This window comes from Kitasatospora sp. Root107 (assembly GCF_001424875.1).
GTDB lineage: Bacteria > Actinomycetota > Actinomycetes > Streptomycetales > Streptomycetaceae > Kitasatospora.
Map to the genome: position 1 here is coordinate 157,675 of NZ_LMCT01000017.1, position 19,451 is coordinate 177,125.

A 19,451-nucleotide genomic window follows, 5' to 3' on the forward strand; every position below is an offset into this window, starting at 1 on the left:
CAGCGTCGACCAGGAAACGAGTGACCACCGGTGAAGAAAGAGCTGCCTCCTGAGCTCGCGGACGTGCTCAAGACCTTGCACAGCAGTGAGCAGGGCGGGGACGTCCAGTTTCCCGACGGCAACGAGGAACGGATCAACGACCTGGCGGCGGCCTGGAAGACGTTCAACGACGTCGCCGATGTCCGGATCCGGACCATCTGGGCCCATGCTCAGCGCGCCTGCGAGCACATGTCCGGTGAGGCGGCGCAGAGTTACGAGCGCTATCTGGAGAAGTACGGCGTCGGTGAGGGCTCGCACGCCGGGACGATCCTGACGGCCGGAAAGATGGTCGAGGCGCACCTCAGGGGTGCCGCCGCGGCGATCACCGACACCAAGACCACGATGATCAACCAGCTCGAGTACGCGAAGAAGTACATCGAGCAGAACCCGGCCGGCAAGAAGGACGACATCGCCAAGTCGGCGGGCGTCAAGTCCGCGGTCGAGGCGTACCACACGTACGTCAAGGACGTCACCGGCAGCGTCGACACGATGCTGAAGGCGGGTGCCGACCACGGTGCGGCGACGGACGCCGCGACGCAGATCGCCAACCTGGCTGGCGGCAAGGTGCCCCCGCCCGGCGGGGACACCCCGCCGCCGACCAAGATCGACTCGGCGCCGCCCGGTGGCGGTGCCGGTGCCGGTGGTGGCGGTGCGGGTGCGGGTGCGGGTGGCGGCGGCGCGGGGTCAGGTGCCGGTGGCGGCGGGGCCGGTGGTGGCGCGGGCGGCGGTGCTCCGAAGCCGAAGCCGTACACGCCGCCGAAGGTGCAGCCGTACAAGCCGCCGGCGACCAAGAACCCGTACCTCGGTGGCAACGGTCTCGGCCCGGACGGGAAGCCGCTGTTCAAGACCGCCGTCCAGCCGCCTGGCCTGAACCTGGCCGGTCACCCCGGCTACCAGGGCCTCGGCGACGGGTCGATCACCCCGTACTCGGGCTCCGGCGGTGGCGGTGGTGCGGGTGCGGGTGGTGGCGTCGGCGGTGGCGCGGGCGGCGGCAGTGCCTTCGGCGGTGGCGGTGTCCCGGGTGCCGGGGCGTACGGACGCGGTGGCGGGCTGGCCGGTGCGGGTGGTGCCGGGGCCCGTGGCGCCGGTGGTGCGGCCGGCGGTGGCCGTGGCGGCACGGCGGGCGGTGCGGCCGGGGCCGCGTCGGGTCGTGGCACGGCCGGTGCGCCCGGCGCGGGCGCACCGGGCGGTGGCGCGGGTGGCGGCAAGGGCGGTGGCGCCGGTGGCGGCAACCGTTTCCTGCGGCCCACCCGGCTGGGCTCGGAGGAGGAGAAGGAGAAGCGCCGCCGCGATCGTGGGGTCGTCGGCGGGGAACAGGTCGACCACGAGGCGGGTGACCCGCATTTCGAACGGATGCGGCGTCAGTGGCTGGACGAAGCCCGTGGGGGCTCGTCCGGTGAAGCCGCCGCTGCGGCTGCGGCGGCTGCCGCCTCTCAGCCCGCGGTGGGCGGGAGTGGCGATCTGATGACCCAGTTGGCAGGCGCGCTGCTGGGCGCCGAGCCGACTGTGGCCGAGGCCGGGGCGGAGGCGGGCGGAGCTGTGACCTCCGCCGACTCCCCGGTCGCGTCGACCGGTGGGGCGGTGGCCCCGGAAGGGACGACCACCGCCCCGCCGGCGGCGCCCGCGCCGGAGGAGGAGTACCTCGACCGGGCGCGCTCGGTGGCCGAACGGCGCGGACGCCCCGACGAGGAGGGCCAGGTGACCGAGGCCCCTGCGGCGGCCGTCGTGGAGCCCACGCCGATCCGGCAGGAAGGCGGGTACGACGTGCCCAGCCCGTTCCTGCGCGCGGCGCTGACCCGGATCGCCGCCGGCGCCGGCGCCGAGGGTGGTGGAACGCCCAGGCCGTGACCTGGTTCCGGTTCCCCTGAGACCGGGCGGCGGAGGACCTCCAGCCCTCCGCCGCCCTCCCTTTTTTGCCCAGCACCCGTACCCCGCCGACTCGATGAGGGACCGTCATGGAAGAACAGCCGCAGTTCCGACCGGCCGAACAGGTGGGGACACCCGTACGACGAGCCGTCATGGAACCCCAGGCTGCGCCGCTCTGGGGCGGCGGGGACGACGTGATCCCGGCGGAGCGGTCGTTCGAGCGTCTGACGCCGGCGCAGGAGGCGGCGGAGCCGCTCTTCACGCCGGTGGAGCGGTCGTCGGAGCGCATCATGCCCGCGCAGGCGGCGGCTGAGCCGTTCTACACGCCGGTGGAGCAGACCTCCGAGCGCATGATGCCCAAGCAGCAGATGCACACCATGGCTGGGGAGGACGCGTTCGGGACCGTCACGGAGGCGCGGTCGAGCCGGGCTGCCGCAGCCGATGGGTCGTTCCCTGCGATGCAGGCGGTCCCCCCGAGCGAGGGGGTGACTGCCGCGCTGAAGGTGGGTGCGGATGGTTCGGTTCCCGCGATGCAGGCGATGCCCATGAATGACGGGACGACTGCTGCGCTGAAGGTGGGCGGAGATCAGGTCGTCTCCAAGCAGGCGCTGTCGGCTGCCCGTTCGTCGAGTGGCAGTGCGGGGGCGGGGTTCGTCGCGATCCCCGAGCAGTACCGGGCGGCTGCCGGGCCGGTGTTGGGCGTGGCCGACGATCTCAAGGAGCTGTACACCAGCCTTCGCCGACGGCGAGGACGGCGAGCCGGGTTACCTCGGCAACGAGAAGGACATTCTCGATGGCCTGAAGCTGCTCCCGGAAATCGTCGAGCGGATCGGCAAGATCCTCAAGGGACTGGGCGACAGCTACGACAACGCCGAGCAGTTCAGCCTCGACGGGCTCGGCAAGCCCGAACTCCCGCTTCCCGGAACAGGTCAGCCGGACCTGGTGCTGCGGGACATCGCCAACGGCAAGCTCAACGGAAGGCACTGAACCCACCATGGCTGTCGAACTCCCCGAGCCCCTCCAGTGGGTCCTGCTCCTGCTCGCCGGTACGCGGTGGCCCGAGGGCGAAGAGGACCTGATGCGGGACATGGGTCGCCGTTGGCGGGCCGCTGCCGAGACTCTGGACGAGGCCGGCCGGGCCGCCGACTCGGCGGTGCGGCGTGCGCTGGACGGTCAGCAGGGCGCCGCCGCCGAGGGGTTGGAGAAGGAGTGGGGCAAGCTCGTCCTGCCGGTCGACGGCGAAAAGCCCGGATTCTTCCCCGGGATGGTGAAGTCCTGCAACGCGATGGCCGACAGCCTGGAGGCGATGGCCAACTCCACCGAGACCGCCAAGATCTCGATCGTGGCCCAACTCGGCATCCTGGCCTTCGAGATCGCCACTGCGGAGGCTGCTGCTCCGGTCACGGCGGGTGCTTCGCTGGCCACCATCCCGGCTTCGATCGCCGTCAGTAAGACGACGGTCCAGATGATCCTGAAGAAGCTGGCGAAGGAGATCATCGAGTACGCGTTGAAGGAGGCCTTCCAGGAGGTCGCCATCAACCTGCTGGCCCAGAGCATCCAGCTCGCGGCGGGCAACCGCAAGGAGCTGGACGGCAAGGAGCTCGGCATGAGCGCGGCCGGCGGCGCGATCGGCGGTGCGGCGGGCGGCCTGATCGGCAAGGGCCTCGGCGCGGCCGGCGGCAAGCTGATCGGCAAAAAGATGGACACCCTCCCGGCCCAGATGGTCGAGGGCGCCCTGACCGATGTCGGCGCCGATGTGGTCACCCAACTCGCCCTCACGGGTGAGGTGGACGGCTCCGGCCTGGGCGGTTCCGCCCTCAGCGGTGCGGGCAGCCCGGCCATCATGCGCGGCGCCTCCGCCGTCAAGGGCAAGTTCAACTCCTCCGACATCCCGGACGCCTCCGACTTCGCGGGCGGCACCGACATCCCGGGCTCGGGCGGCTCCAACTCCTCGGGTTCCAGTACCACCGGCGGTACCGGCAACAGCGCCTCCGGCAGCGACACTTCGGGTGGCGGTACCTCGGACAGTGGCACGCCAGGAAGCGGCACGTCCGGGAACAGTTCTTCCGGCAACGGGACCACGGGCAACAGCAGCTCGTCCAACCCCTCTGGCTCGAACGGCTCCACCGACTCCGGCAGTTCGAGCAAGCCCGACACCCACGGGAACACCACCCCGGACAGCCAGCCGAACCTGTCGGACGTCGGCAGCGACGGCCATCACATCCGTCAGAACTACCCCGAGGGCACCAACCCCGACACGAACAGCGACTCGGGCAACCAGTCCAACCTGTCCGATATCGGCAGCGACGGTCACCACATCCGTCAGAACTACCCCGAGGGCACCAACCCCGACACGAACAGCGACTGGGGCAACCAGTCCAACCAGTCCAACTTGTCCGACGTCGGGAGCGACGGGCACAACATCCGTCAGAACTACTCCGAGGACACCCCGCGGACCTTCTCCGCCAACCGGGACGCCAGTACTCCGACTCCCGACACCGCCCCGTACCAGGGCCCGGCCACCACCCGAGGCGAGCCTTCCCCCCAGCTCGCCCCGTACGAGCCGCCGACCCAGCGCACCCCGGACAGCACCCCGGACCCGACGCCCACGCCCCGGGCAGCGCCCACTTCCGACGGCCCGCCCGCCGATGTGCCGCACCAGCGTCAGGCTCCGGACACCGACCAGCACGACCAGCCGGCGGGCACCCGGGTCGCCGGTATGGGATCCGTCGGAACGCGGACCGCACCGTCGACCCCGGGCTACGCACCCAGCCCCACCGCAGAGTTCACGCCTCCTCAGGTCACCCCGGACGCACCGGCGCAGACCGTCGCACCGGGCGCCGTCCCCCAGGGCGCAGGGAACAACGCCGGAGCATCGGCGTCTCGTCCGACCACGCCACCGCCGACGTCCACGGTTCCGCGATCCGAGGCGCCGGTGGTCGCACCGCCCACCAACGTCGGCAACAGCACGTTCACTGCCAGGCCCCAGCAGCAGGCCCCGGCCACGGACGAGGGGTCGATCACCCAACCGGCTCCGGCTCCGGCGCCCGACGCGTCGCTGCCGCCGCTTGCCAAGGTCCCTGCCAAGGACCGGATCACGAACTTCCAGAACGACGTCAAGGGGGTGGAGGTCGAGGACGGCAAGGACACGAAGGTGATCGACGGGACGAACGACGTCCTCTCCATCAGGCCCAACCGTCTGACCGGTACCCTTCCCGCAGTCAATGTGGATCCGGATTTCGACCTTGCGGCCGCGACCTTCGTGGTGGATGTCGACCAGGTGTCCGGCGACTTCAAAATGCCGACGGGGCAGGTGGCTTCGGCCAGTCGGCCGGTGCGGGGCAGCCATTTCCAGACCGCCTTCGGCGAGGTGGACGGAAAGACCTTCGCTGTGGCGATGGAGAGCTACCGCCACGACGGCAAGACGAAGGACGAGGACTTCGAGAAGGTGTGGCCTGCGCCGCGCTATTTCGCCAGTGACGCGTTCCTGGCGCAGTGGCAGGCGGTGAGCGGCGCCAAGAAGAACAGCAGGTTCGCGGACAACGTCGAGTCCGGATTCCACGACTCGGAGACCAAGTTCCCCGATGCGTTCCCGCAGCACGTCTTCCGGCAGAACATCTCGGGTGACGAGGCGAAGAAGACGCTCGGCGGTGTGATGAACATGCACGCTGTCGAGACGGTGGCCGGCCGCCACGGTCTGAAGGTCGAGGACGTGCTGACGTCCGAGGCGTCGGACGAGGTGGGCAAGCCGAAGGACAACGGCGCGAAGGGTGTGAAGACTCCGGTCGACGTGGTCAAGGGCAAGGACCTCGACGTCTTCGTCAAGCCGGAGTACCTCGCCGAGGTCAAGGGGGCGGTCGGGCAGCGCATCGAGATCCCGATCGACTCCGCCGGATTCGCCGGGGTTCTGAGCACGGTCAACGGTGGGTCGACCAAGAGCATCGTCGACCAGTTCAACCGGATGAGTGCCGACCAGGCGACCGCCGACGGCAGCGACCGCAAGTCGGTCGCTGCCATCAAGAACGTGGTGGTGACGCTGGACGGCACCAACTACCACATGCGGTTCGACGTCGAGAACTCGAAGCAGCCGCTGACGGGGGATCAGGGCGGCGACACCTCCCGGTCCGCGCCCGCCCCGGAGGACGGGAACCTCCCGGACTCGTCCGCACCGAAGGACCGGAGCGCGCCGGACCCGTCTGCTCCCAAGGACGGAGGCGCTACGGAGCCTCCCGCTCCCACGGCCAGGGGCTCGTTCGGCTCGCCTGCGCCCGAGGGCACGGAGTCGTCCGTGATTCCCGCTCCGGCGGACACGCAGTTGCCCCCGGTCCTGCCGAGGAACGCGGACCCCGGTGCGCCGCTGCGGATGCAGCAGTTCGACGAGCTGATGAGCCAGTCCCGTCCGAAGAAGGATCGGGCCACGGTCGAGATCGGCACGGTCGACCCCAGCAGGATGCCCGCGGTCACGCTCGACGCGGGGACGGGGGGACCGCACATCACCAAGGTCTTCGGGGTCGATCACCAGTCGCACGACTACAAGAAGGCGGCGGAAGGCAGTGCTTCGGCCGGTCGGCCCGTGGCGGGGGGGAAGTTCTACAACGCCTTCGGGTTCAAGTCGGACGGCTCGACCTTCGCGGTGGCGATCGAGAACTACCGGGCCAACGGTGCGGACAAGCCGCCGTACCGGGCGACCGACGCTTTCCTGGCCCAGTGGCAGGCCGTCGAACTGGCAGGGGTCTCGGGGGACCGAACCTCGATCAAGGACGGCCTGGGCAGGCCGAGCAGTGACGGTCCGAGCAGCCTGCCGGATTCGATCTACCGTCAGAACGTCTCCGGTGACCAGGCGAAGGCGCTGATCGGGGAGGCACTGAACGGCGCCACGCCGCCGCGGACCTTCCCGGCCGGCAGCGACGGCTACACGAAGATCCTCGCCACCGACAACGGCGACTCCACCAAGCGCATCGTCGACCAGTTCAACGGGATGCGGCAGCAGCAGAACGCCATCAAGCAGGTGGTGGTGCTCCAGGACGACAAGGGCAACTACCAGCTGCGGTTCGACGTCGACAAGACAGCCCCTGCGCCGGCCCCGACCGAGGGCGGCAGCACGCCCAGGTCTGCCACGTCCGACCAGGTCTCGTCCTTCGGGTCGCCGGACCGGAGCGCCACCGGGGATGCCTCCCACGCCCGGATGACCGGCTACCTCGGCAAGGTCGACTCGATCGACGCGATGGTGGTCAAGAAGCCGGAGAACGTCTTCGCGCTCAAGGCCGACCAGTCACTGGACGAGCACGCCGTCACCGCCATGTTCGACGTGGAGATGACCTCTGACGGCTACAAGGTGCACCCGGACCGGCCCGAGAGCGAGGCGCCGGTGGCCGGGGCGAAGTTCAAGACCGCGTTCGGTTACACCGAAGACGGACGGAGCTTCGCGATCGCGGTCGAGAGTTACCGCTACAACGGGGAGAAGGACGCGAACGGTGTTCGCATCAGGCCGGGTGTGCCCTACTTCGCAAGTGACGTCTTCCTGACACAGTGGCAGGCCGTGGAGACCTTGGCGGCCGAGAACGGTCCGGAAGGGATCAAGCCGAACAAGATCGAAAAGCAGTTGGGCAAGAACCAGCCCGTAGCGGTGCCGACCGGCCTGCCGGATTCGATCTACCGGCAGAACATCTCGGGTACGGCTGCCAAGGTCGCCCTGGTCTCGATCATGGGAGCGGACGCGGGGCCCTACAACCGCGTCGCGACCCCGGAGCAGGCCGCCCGTCTCCTGACGGAGACTCAGAACGGCTCGAGCACCCAGCAGATCGTCGACCAGTTCAACGACGTCTCCGGCCGCCAGGAGGGCGAGCGCCTGGAGATCAGCCAGGTGCTCGTGATCCGGGAGGCGAACGGCAGCTTCCACCTTCGGCTCGACGTCCAGCAGGAGGCGCCCGTTGCGCCGCCGGCCAACGCCCAGCCCGCCCAGGGACAGGTGCCGCCGGTCGGTGGTTTCGGTTCTCCGGAGCAGGTGCCGTTGGCTTTCGGGCGGACGACGCCCACGACGGTGCCTGACGGCTCCCTCCCGAAGGGGCCGGCGACTCCGTCGGCCCCGGCGACCCCACCGCACCAGCCGGCGCCGGGGCACGGGAACGGTTCGGATCGAAAGCGTGGCCGGGACGAGGAGCCGGACGAGACGCCGGACAAGTGGCGGCGCACCCCGGCGTACGAGAACAGCGATGGCGTGCTGACCGACCGGGGGTACCTGCCGGCCAGTGACGATCAGTACGACGCTCTGGCGAACCACACGAAGGGTACGAAGTTCCCGGAGCCGACCAAGGAACTGCTCGACCTGGTGGACCCGCACAAGGTGCCGGTGACGCCGCCGCCGGGCTTCAAGCCGGGCAGTGATCTGCACAACTGCCTCGAAGGGGTCGAGGCGTACCGCGACACCCACTTCGGCCGTCCCCGTCCCTCCGGCCAGACCTTCACGGGTGAGGCGGAGTTGGGTGTGGCCTCGGTGCTGAACAAGCGTCATGACGTGCCGCACCTCTTCGGCAAGGGGCAGCCCGCCGTCGACGACCTGATCGCCAAGGTGCAGCAGGGCGGGCCCGGCTCCTTCGCGACCGTCATGGTGGGCAAGGAGGGTGCGGAGGGCCACGCCCTCGCCTTGGTGAACCTGCCGCCGCAGGGCGGGAAGCCGGGCGGGCCGCACTGGGTCGACACGAGCAAGAAGACGTCCTGGCCCGCCGAGCCCGGTGCCCTTCCGGACCGGCGTGCGGGTGACTGGAAGGTGTGGGCCTCTGCCGTCGACGGCAGGGAGCAGACCCTGCCGGGGATGACGCCCGATCAGAACTTCCGGGAGCACTTCGGCGCGAACGACTCCAAGACCCCGGAGCAGGTCCAGGCCGAGGTGAAGGGCCGGGTGGCCACCCTCGCCGGACTCATGGACGGCGGGGAGTTCGAGCACAGCACCTTCAAGAAGTCGCCCCTGGTGAACGGGTTCCTCCAGGACGGCGGGACCCCGCCCCTCAAGTTCCACCAGATCGAGCAGAAGACCAGCGACTACGAGGAGAAGGCGGGCAACACCGCCGACGGCGCACCGGAGAAGGGTGCGCAGTTCACCAACGCCTACGGGTTCGACGCGGACGGGCGCGGCTCCGCGCTGATGATGGAGAACTACAAGGCGGAGACGACCAAGGAGGACCGGGCCAGCGGCAAGGCCTACTTCGCCAGCGACGGCTTCTTCACCCAGTGGGCGGCCGTGCACCCCGGCGGCCGGACGGACGTGGACATCGAAGGCCGGCTGGCCAACCCGTCGGCGTTGGAGATCCCCGACAGCCTGCCGGAGAACATCTACCGGCAGAACGTTTCGGGCTTCCTCGCGAAGACCGCCCTGCAGGACGCCCTCGCCGGAGGCGGGCACGTCTCACCGGAGCCGGCGTCCCCGTTCACGAGAAAGGGTGAGCGGGAGGGGTGGCTCAACCGGCAGAAGGAGCAGGGCGTCGAGTGGGGGCAGGAGTGGCAGGACCGACTCGACCAGAGCACCCCGGGGGACCGCGAGAAGCTGCAGCAGTGGAAGCAGTGGGTGGACCAGCGGGCGGCGGACCGCGCAGCCTGGACCGACGTGAACCCCCATCAGAGCCAGGAGCGGGACAGGCCGCTCCTGGTCAGGATGACGCCGGACCAGTCGGGCTTCCAGGAGATCCTGGGCAAGACCGTCAACGGCAAGACCACCTCCGCCATCGTCAACGACTTCAACTTGATGAAGCCGGATCACCGCGCCGAGATCACCGCCATCACGGTGGGGCGTGACAAGAGCGGCAACCTCAGCCTCCGCTTCGAGGTCCAGCCGGTCGCCGGCGGATCGTTCGGCTCGCCCGACACCGACACCAACTCCCCCGGCAGCACCGCGGACCGGTCGGCCGCGGACACCACCGGGCCCGGCCCCGACACCCAGCAGGACTCGGGGCAGACGCCGGTGGCTCCCTCCGGGAGGGCACGTCCGGACATCAAGCCGGCTCCGGAGCGCTTCGGGCTCTTCACCGACTACATGTCGCATCACGACGGCATCCGGGACAACGGCGTGTCCAAGCCCAAGAAGAGTTCGGCGATCGCCGCCTTCGACCCGGCCGGGGCGAGCGACTTCGACCAGAGCCTTCCCAAGCGCGTCGAGATCTCCCACGCGACCTACCCCAAGCAGGAGGACGACCCGAAGAGGCCCGATGAGCCGAATCCGCCCAAGAAGGGGATCGGGTCCAACTACACGAACTCCTACGGGGTGACGGCCGACGGGCGGCTCATCTCGATCATGCAGGAGAACTACCGGTACCCGATTTCGCCGAAGCTCCTCGAGCTCGAGGGGAAGATCGCCACAGAGAAGGCGAAGCTGGCCGACCCGGTGAATCCCGCCCCGGAGAGCGAGGTGGAGACGGCGATCGAGCAGGCCGTCGCCGAGGCGGCGGGCCACGAGTCCGTCGACAACGACTCCCTCGGGGACATGGACGTCAAGGACGTCGAGGAGTTCCTCCGGCGGGAGAAGGTCGCGCAGGGCATCACGGCGAGCGACGCCTTCATGTGCCAGCTCTCCATGGCGCTGGACGCAGACTTCGCCCTTCCCGCAGTTCGCAAGAACATGAAGAACACGGACCGGATCGAGGCCGAGCCACCGACGAGCTTCCCGGACCAGGTCTACCGCCAGAACATCTCCAACCCCGAGGCCAAGGTCGCACTCGCGGAGATCGGTGAGGGCAGGTTCACGCGGGACGACGACAAGTTCGGTGACGTCCTGAAGACGGCCAACGGCAAGACCACCAAGAACGCCGTGGCCACCTTCAACGAGCTGAACGGCCTGACGGGTGATCAGCGGGTCGACATCGGCAGCGTCGAGGTCAAGAAGGACGCCAACGGCAACTTCCACCTGAAGTTCGACATCGTCCACCCTTCGGGCGACACCCGGGTCGACGGTCAGGCGCGGCGTCCGGACGAGACCCCCGGGCACGCCGGCGGGCAGGACCAGGACTCTTCCCCCGCCACGCCGGACCAGGAGGGGTCGGAGCAGCCGGACACCGCGGACGCCGAGGCACCCGCTCCCGCACCGAGGGCGCTGAAGGACGTTCTGCCGACGGAGCGGATGGCGGACTACTTCGCCAACATGGGTGATGCGGAGCTCTACACCGTCAAAGAACAGAACCTGCCGGCCCTGAAGGTCGACCCGACCAAGACGTTCTCGGGCGCCACCATCTTCGGGGTGGAGCAGGAGTCGACGGACTACGCGAAGTCGACCGAGAACGCGGCGGCGGGCCGGCCGATCGCGGGTGGGCGGTTCGCCACGGCCTTCGGCTGCAAGGACGGCAAATCGTTCGCGGTGGCGATGGAGACCTACCGCTACGACGGCAAGGCGGTCCTCGACGGAGACGGGAACGTCATTCACGAGGCGGGGCCGGAGGCCCCGTACTTCGCGAGTGAGGCGTTTCTGACGCAGTGGCAGGCCGCCGAGTCGGGCAACCGTACGGATGCGGAGACCGCACTCACGGAGCTGCACGAGAACGGTCCGACCGGGATGCCGGACTCGATCTACCGTCAGAACATCTCGGGCGGTCCCGCCAAGGCCACGCTCGATCTGCTGGTCCACGGGCCGGTCGTCCAGCAGGCGGTGGACACCAGCGGCCGGGACAACGTCCTGACGCCCTCCGTGATCGCTGAGATGGGCGAGGGCAAGACGCTCTCCGAGGCGATCAAGGGCAAGAAGCTGGAGCAGATCGTCCAGGCGGACGCCCTCCCGGAGGTCGAGGCCAAGCTGCCGACAACCCTCGTCGGACACAAGGGCGACGCGGTCTTCGCCGAGGTGCTGAAGACCGACAACGGCAAGTCGACCAACAACATCGTCAAGCAGTTCAACAGCATGCGGGACGGGCAGCTCGCCATCTCGCAGGTGATGGTGATCAAGGACGGCACCAACTACCACCTGCGCCTGGACATCGAGCCGGCGCCGGCCGCGCCGACCGCGGATGCGGTACCGGTACAGGGGCAGGTGCCGCCGGTCCGCGGGTCCGACACACCGGGTCAGGCGCCGCCGGCCTTCGGCCGGGTGGCCCCCAGCTCGTCGGGCTCGCCCGACACGGGCATCGACTCCGGTGCAGGGAAGGGGGCGCGGCCGGCCGCCGAGTCGGACGTGGTTCCGAGCCGTCCCCAGGAGGGGCACACGGAGACCGAGCCGTACCACTCTGCCAGCGCGCACCGGCCGCAGGGCAGCCCCGGTGGTCTTGACGATCCGTCGGATCTCGACAACCAGCGGATCAACAACGCGGTCCCGCACGCCCCGGACGGCCGTCCGCAGGTGCATCCGGACCCGAACAGCGGCAACTGGCACGCGAGCATCAACGGCGACGGCCCGCGTACTCCCGGCCGTAACAACAACTGCGTCGACGTGGCCCTCGCCACCGTCGACACCTACTCCGGCCACCCGACGGCCGCTGCCTCCCGTACCTCCGACCTCGACTCCGCCGACCGCCCGTCCAGCCTGGGCGAGCGGAACGGTCGCGACCGGATCGAGAACTCCCTGGGCGCCAAGTTCTCGGACTTCGGCGACGGCCCCGCCGCCTTCAACCGGCTGGAGAACAAGCTCCGTCAGAACGGCCACGGTTCGCAGGCAGTGATCATCACTTCCGACCAGGAGGGCCGCTCGCACGCCTGGAACGCGGTCAACCACAACGGCAAGATCACGTACATCGACGCCCAGACCGGCAGCCGGTCCGACAAGCCGCTGCACAACGGTGAGGGTGGCGTCTTCGCCATCCCGCTCGACCCCGACCGCAAGCCCAGCACCTCGGCGCCCGACGTCACGGACCGGCCTTCCAGTGACCCGGGTCTGTCGGACACGCCCCTGGAGCCGGCCGGTACCGATCCGGGGGAGTCGTCCGGCTCGGACGGATCGGACGACGGGAACGGCGCTGACGACCCGGGCGACACGGGTGACTCGAATGCGCCGGAGAGGCCGCTGACGACCGAGGACTCGCTCGCAGCCGACCCGAAGACCTTCTTCAAGGAGAATCTGGTCTTCACCAATGCCGACACCGGGCTGGCCCTGCGCCACGAGGGTGTGTTCACCCAGTCCGAGCGTGCGGCCCTCCAGAAGCTGATCGACGGTCAGACGAACCACTGGTTCACGATGGTCCCCGACCCGAGTCGGAGCACCGACGGCAAGCCGGCCTATGTCCTCACTCCGGCGCTGGAGAAGTACGCCGAGGCCAACAGCGAGATCCGGACCCTGATCGGGAACAAGCCGATGCCTGCGGCGGGGCCTGACACCGACTACCTGCAGTCCGGGTACGTCCCGTTCAAGTACGGGGCGCCGTCCACGGTGACCGGCTCGGACGGGGTCCAGCGGATCGACCTGGGCAAGATCGGGCACGCCGACATTCCGCTGTCCGGCAACGGCACTTCGGGGCCTTCGAAGCTTGTCGTCACACCCACGATGAACGGGTGCGCCTTCGCCGTGACCCCGAGCGCCCGGCCCGGTCACTTCACCGCCTGGCACTACCAGTCGCCGAACGGCAACGTGGCCAACGAGAAGGCTGCCCTGTTCCGGCGTGACCAGCGCCCCACGGACTGGTTCGGCTGGGAGGAGTACGAGAGCGCCGACACCGGGGACAGCGACAGGACCAAGACCTTCGAGGTGACCAACACCCTCTGGCAGGACAACGACGGTGGCTGGCACATCGTCAGCCAGGAGAACCGGGAGACCAAGACCGAGGAGCAGGTGAGCACGGTCCGGACCCGTCCGCTGAAGCTCACCCCGGGGACCGAGGACGACCAGGCCGCGCAGGTGGCCCGGATCTATGCGGGCTTGGCTCAGAAGGAACTGGTCGAGTTCGACCGGGCCGCGACGAAACTGCTCGCCAAGCCGTACTGGACCCCGGCGGGGAGGCAGGAGGTGGCGGACCAACTCGGTCTGCTCCGGCAGCAGATGGAGGCCCAGCGCGACGCGCTGCGCACCATGGGGGGCTCGGACTCGACAGTTCCCTTCACCGGGACCAACCCGGTGGCGATGCCACCACAGCAGCCGGAGGGGGCTCAGCAGCAGACGCCGGGGAACCAGCGGGTGCCCACCACCTTCGCCGATCTCCAGAGCCTCGCCACACAGGCGAAGCAGCGCAGGACCGCCGTGGTGGAGGACACCAAGGCGATGCTGTCGGCCCAGGTCGTGGCCGGCCTCGGCAGCGACTGGAAGCAGGCCGCCGACCGCCAGGGCACGGTGGACGACCAACTCAAGTGGTTCACCCCCGAAGGCCGGTGGCTGGACCAGCTGACGACCGAGGTGACCGCCCACCCCGCGGCCCATGACGCCGCTCCGGACTACCGCCCCGCCACGGCCTACCGGCCGAGCGGCTCGGGCGGGCTGGTGCAGCCGACGGAGGCCGACCACGCCCGGATCGACGGTGCGGTGCCGCGCGTGGACGGGACACCGGAGGTACACCCGAGCCCGGATGCCGACGGTGACTGGATCAGCGCCGTCAACGGCGACGGCCACACGGCGCCGGGGCGTGCGAACAACTGCGTCGACGTCGCACTCTCCGTCGTCGACACCTATCTAGGGCACCCCACGGCCGCTGCCCCCCGTACCCCGCCGTCATCGGCAGGGGAAGCCGACGGCCGCGACCGGATCGAGAACTCCCTCGGTGCTCGGTTCTCCGACCTCGGGGACGGCAGGGCGGCGTTCGACCGCCTGGAGCAGACGCTGCGTCAGAACGGGCACGGCTCCCAGGCCGTCATCATCACCACCGATGCCGACGGACGTGCCCACTCCTGGAACGCGGTCAACCACGACGGCAAGGTCACCTACATCGACGGCCAGACCGGCGCACGCGGCGACCAGCCCCTGCACAACGGCGACAACGGTGTCTTCGCCATCCCCCTCACCCCCGACCGCCACCCCGTCACCCCGGCTCCCCACGCCGACCCGAACCACGACCCGGCCGACGACCGCCGCGCCCCCGCAGAACCGGGTGCGGCGCACACCAACCCGGACGGCCCCTCCACCACCGCCACCTACCCGCCGGTCGCCCCCATGCCGTCGAAGTCCTGGGCCGCGTATTTGCCGTGCACCCCGGCCCACGGGGTCTGGCAGACCCAGATGGGAGACCACCAGGACGCCAACGCCGCGCGGGAGAGGGCCACGGCCGGCCTGGTGGCCGCGATGGAGGATCACGGCAGGCAGGTCGCGGGTGTCTGGCACCTGGGCAGCGACCCCGCCAACCCCGACGCCAGCTACGACCCGGCCACCGGCCGGTTCACATCCAGGCTCGACCCGACCACGCTGAACGACCGCTACACCGGGGTCGCCAGAGCGGCGCGAGCGCTGATCCAGAACGCGCCGCGCCGCGAGGGCGACCCCACCATCGACGGGGATTGGATGCTCTCCGACGGCAACTTCCTGGTGGAGTACGGGCGCCAGAACCCGGAGACCCAGGCGTACTGGGCGGCGCAGGACAGCCGGGTGAGCGAAATCGACACCTTCGCCGACACGCTCGCGACCGAGCAGTTGCCGCTGCTGAACATGCAGGAGGTGGACGCGGTGCTGGCGGGCAGCCAGGTAGCCGGTGAGCAGGCCGTCAGTCTGCTGGGCGAGTACGAGGGCCTCGTGCTCGGTGAGAACCACAACGACCGGGAGACCTGGTCGTTCCTCAACGGGCAGATGCCCGCGCTGCACGCCGCCGGCGTGCAGACGGTGTACCTGGAGAACTTCCGGGACGACGCGTTGCAGGCCGAGCTGACCGCGTTCATGAACAGCAACGACCCCAGTCCGGGCGACCCGCTCGCCGGGTACATCACCAAGTACGAGGAGCGCTACAGGCTTACCGAGAACTCGGTTCTGGACACATTTATCGCGGCTCGGGACAACCAGGTCGGCGTCCAGCTGGTCGACGGCTACCCCGCCCGCCGACCGCAGGCGCTCGGGGGGCACCCCGGTGCCGCGGCCGGTGCCGTGGTGCCGGAGAACTACCAGCGTGCCAAGCGGATGAACGCCTACGCGGTGGAGGCGATCCGGGCACACCAGGAGGGGCTCGGCGGCGGCAAGTACGTGGTGGTGCTGGGCGCCGCGCACGTCGGCCAGCACCAGGCACCGCCGGGTCTGCCGGTCGTCCCGGGTGTCTCCGAGTCGCTCGGCGTGCCGGGCGTTGCCTTCGATCGCGATACAGCGGGCTCGGGGAACGTGACGTCCCCGCTGAAGTTCCATCAGATTCCGCAGCGTCCGACGGGCGCGTAGCGGCGGTGTGCGTTACTCGCCCTCCCCCGTTCGGATGCGGGGGAGGGCGGTGGGGTGGTGGTCGCGGAGGTACGCGAGCAGGTGCTCGCGTACCTCGAAGCGGAGGGTGGCGACGTCGTCCGGGGTCCGGGCGGTCATGGTGGCCCGGACGACGATGGTGCTGGGGGTGGTGTCGGTGACCTGGAGGGACCATTCCAGGGCGTCCCAGTGGGATGTGGTGGGGAGGAAGTCGCCCAGCGCGGTGCGGAGTTGGTCCACCGGAGTGGTGTGGTCGAGGTGGAGCAGGACGGAGCCGAGCAGGCCAGGGTCCTTGCGGGTCCAGTTCTCGAACGGCTTGCTGACGAAGTAGGAGGTCGGGACGATCAGGCGGCGGTAGTCCCAGAGCCTGATCACCAGGTAGGAGAGGGTGATCTCCTCGACGGTGCCCTGCTGACCCTCGACGAGGACGGTGTCGCCGAGCCGGACGGTGTCGCCGAAGGCGATCTGGAGCCCGGCGAAGAAGTTGCCCAGGGCGCTCTGGGCGGCGATGCCGGCCACGATGCCGATGATGCCCGCCGAGGCGAGCAGGCTGGCGCCGACGGTGCGCATGGTCTGGAAGGTCAGCAGCATCACGGCGACCGTGACGACGGCGATCAGGGCGCTGACCACCCGTCGGGTCATCCCGAGCTGGGTCTGCACCCGCTGCACCCGGGCCGGGTCGTCGGCCAGCGCCTGGTACCGGGTGAAGAACGCCTCCAGGGTGGCCGCCACGATCCGTACGGCCAGCCAGCCGAGGCAGGCGATCAGCACCAGCAGCACCACGTGGTGGGCGTCGTCGCCCTCCAGGCCGAAGAGCCGCTCGATCGGCCGGACAGCGATCAGCAGGCTTGTACAGACCACCAGTTGGAGCGGGACCCGGCAGCGGCGCAGCAGCGCCCAGATCGGCGCCTCGGGATGGCTGGCGGCCAGCCGTTGCAGCACCTGGTCCGCCACCCAGCCGACCGCGAGGGTGACCAGGACGATGGCGAGCAGCGCGACGAGCGGCCTGAGCACGGGCACACCTCCGTGGGATGGGGCGATTTGCACCCTACCGTGACGGTATGTCGGTGAACGGGCCGCAGCGCGGAGACCCGGCGGCAGGCCGGTGATCCCGGTCTACTCCATGGTGATGCGGGGCGAAGTGGCCGGTGCCCGGCGCCTGCCCCGCGCTTTGACGACACCGAGGCGCCTGCGCATGGGACGGCTGAGCCGGACGCCCATGGGGTGGCGTCCGGCTCACGGCTGGGCTCAGAGCAGGCCGTGCCACATCTGCTCGATGACGACGGACCACCAGGTGGTGTCCTTGCGGAAGGTCTCCGGGTCGATCTCGGCGAGGCCGGTCTGGAGGGTGGCCAGGGCTGCTGCGGCGGCGACCGGGTCGAGGCCGGTGAGCTGCGGGCGTTCGGCGGACAGCAGGGCGAGGCTGCGGACGAAGGTGGAGACGGAGCTGTTGACGTAGCGTCCGCTGCCGGTGCGGGGGTGGACGGCCCAGACGGAGCCGGGCTCGTCGCCGGTGGTCTGGACGGCGATGGCGCAGAGGCCGTCCGAGCCGATCCGGGTCCAGCCCGCGAGGATGTCGAGCGTCTGGGCCTCGACGGGGGAACCGGCTGCCGTCAGGTGGGTGCGCAGGTCGGCGAAGAGGCCGCCGGCCGGCGAGGCGTCGGGGCGGTCGGCCCGGTCGGCGGTGAAGAAGAGCGGGAGCTCGGTGGGCAGCCCGGCCCAGGTGAGGGTGGAGCGGGTGGCCTCGGGCAGGGCGCTGGCGGCCAGGTCGTCGGCGTCGTAGCGGAGCACCTCGCCGAAGGCAGCCGGGAGTTGACGGCCCAGCGCCACGTCGCGGACCGGTTCGGCGGGGGTGACCTCGGCCGGCTGGGGAGCGGGCACCCGGTTCGGCCTGGCAGTGGGCCGGGTCTGGTCGGTGAGGGCCGTGACGCCCTGGGCGCGCTCCTCGGCGGTGATGCCGTACGGGTGGTCGAAGCTCACCACGGCGGCGGGGAAGTGCTGCTCCAGCAGGGCGGCGCCGTAGCCGCCGGGCAGGGTGGCGGGGCGCAGCGCGGTGTGGATGGTGCGGACGGCGGTGGCCGGTACGCCGCGGCGGGCCAGCTCGGCCACCAACTGGTGCTCCACCGGCGGGTGGCCGGGCCCGGAGGTGAGCTCGAGGAGCGTGTCCTCGCCGGTTGTGGGGTGCGGGTAGGTCGCGGTCAGCGTGTTGCCCGGGCCGGTGGCGGGGCGGCTGTGCTCGCGGTACGCCTCGATCACCTCGTCCACCGGGATCGAGGACCAGACGCTGAGTGCGCCGCTCTGACGGTCGATCACGCCGCACGCGTCGCCGAGGTCGGCCGGGGGACGCCGCTGCCCGGTGACCGGGTCGCGCTCCAGCGGAGCCGGGGCCGCCCACACCACCCAGCCCAGGTCGAACTCCCGGAAGCGGACCTCGCGCTGCGCGCCGCCGCTGCCGTTCAGCCAGGCGTCAGCCGTGCTGAGCGCGTGCTCCTGGGTGATCACGAAGACTCCTCGTGTGCTGTGTGGGTGCTGTGCTGCCCGCACGGTTCTGTCGTTCGGGCGCTGGGCCGCTGTCATGCTGCCTGTGGCGCGCAGCGGCCGGACTTGGTGAGGCTACCTGTTGCAAGGTCGAGACCGAACGAGGACAGGCCCAGCCTTAAACATTATGATCTCATGAGCAATGCTCTTCGCCGTGGGCCCAGTTGGTCCCACGGTGCGGGGAGCCGGGATTCAGGGGGAGAGATGGCTGCAGACCGGGAGATTCCGGAGATCTCGGACGACGAACTGCTCGACGTGGCCGACAACCCGTCCCAGGCCAGGGAACTGCACCGCGCGCTGCGCACCCTCGCCGAATCGGACTCCGTCGGCGACCAGCTCCAGCGGATGGCCCGGGACGTGCTGGCCGGGCGGGTCGGAATGCGCGAGGTCGTCCAGTCCGACACCTATCTCGGCGCGATCGGTGACCGGCTCGGCCAGATCCGTACGGCCGCGGAGAACCTGTCGCCGGCCGAGCGGGAGGCCTCCGAAGGCCGCGCCGAGAAACTGCGCGAGGAGACCGAGGCCGAGTACGGGCCGGACGAGCCCGAGGACTGGGAACTGGACCGGCACCGCCCCTGACGGTCTTTCGGGGTGGGCCTCGAGATGGTCAGTGAGCTGGGAACACGGGGGTGTTGATGTCGCAGCAGATTGTGGTGGATCCGGTCAGTCTTCGGGCTGAGGGGAAGAGCATGGCGGCGGTCGGTGAGGATTTCTCGGCTGCGGTGAAGGATTTGTCGGCGAAGTTGGA

The 19,451-nt window shown here is 70.0% G+C and carries 6 protein-coding genes; 4 read left to right on the forward strand and 2 right to left on the reverse strand.

Annotated features, from left to right (window positions below; genetic code table 11):
- The first annotated feature begins 30 nt into the window (after window positions 1–30).
- The 3 genes from ASC99_RS39440 (at window position 31) to ASC99_RS39735 (ending at window position 16,147) form a co-directional block, all read left to right on the forward strand.
- Complete coding sequence (locus ASC99_RS39440; protein WP_057233080.1) at window positions 31–1,887, forward strand: hypothetical protein; 1,857 nt, start codon at window positions 31–33, stop codon at window positions 1,885–1,887.
- 648 nt (window positions 1,888–2,535) lie between these two features.
- Window positions 2,536–2,892 (forward strand): hypothetical protein, encoded by a 357-nt coding sequence (locus tag ASC99_RS17770; protein ID WP_157531596.1) that lies wholly within the window; start codon window positions 2,536–2,538, stop codon window positions 2,890–2,892.
- Window positions 2,893–2,899: 7 nt separating this feature from the next.
- Window positions 2,900–16,147 (forward strand): toxin glutamine deamidase domain-containing protein, encoded by a 13,248-nt coding sequence (locus tag ASC99_RS39735; protein WP_057233082.1) that lies wholly within the window; start codon window positions 2,900–2,902, stop codon window positions 16,145–16,147.
- Window positions 16,148–16,159: 12 nt separating this feature from the next.
- Here the strand turns inward: ASC99_RS39735 and ASC99_RS17780 are convergent, their stop codons facing one another.
- Window positions 16,160–17,179, reverse strand: a complete 1,020-nt coding sequence (locus ASC99_RS17780) for a mechanosensitive ion channel family protein (RefSeq protein WP_235502523.1) — start codon at window positions 17,177–17,179, stop codon at window positions 16,160–16,162.
- A gap of 234 nt (window positions 17,180–17,413) precedes the next feature.
- Window positions 17,414–18,667, reverse strand: coding sequence for an SUKH-4 family immunity protein (locus ASC99_RS17785; RefSeq protein ID WP_057233084.1), 1,254 nt, complete (start codon window positions 18,665–18,667; stop codon window positions 17,414–17,416).
- Between the two features lie 240 nt (window positions 18,668–18,907).
- Here ASC99_RS17785 and ASC99_RS17790 point away from each other — a divergent pair, with 240 nt between their 5' ends.
- Window positions 18,908–19,282, forward strand: coding sequence for a hypothetical protein (locus tag ASC99_RS17790; RefSeq protein ID WP_057233085.1), 375 nt, complete (start codon window positions 18,908–18,910; stop codon window positions 19,280–19,282).
- The last annotated feature ends 169 nt before the right edge of the window (window positions 19,283–19,451 follow it).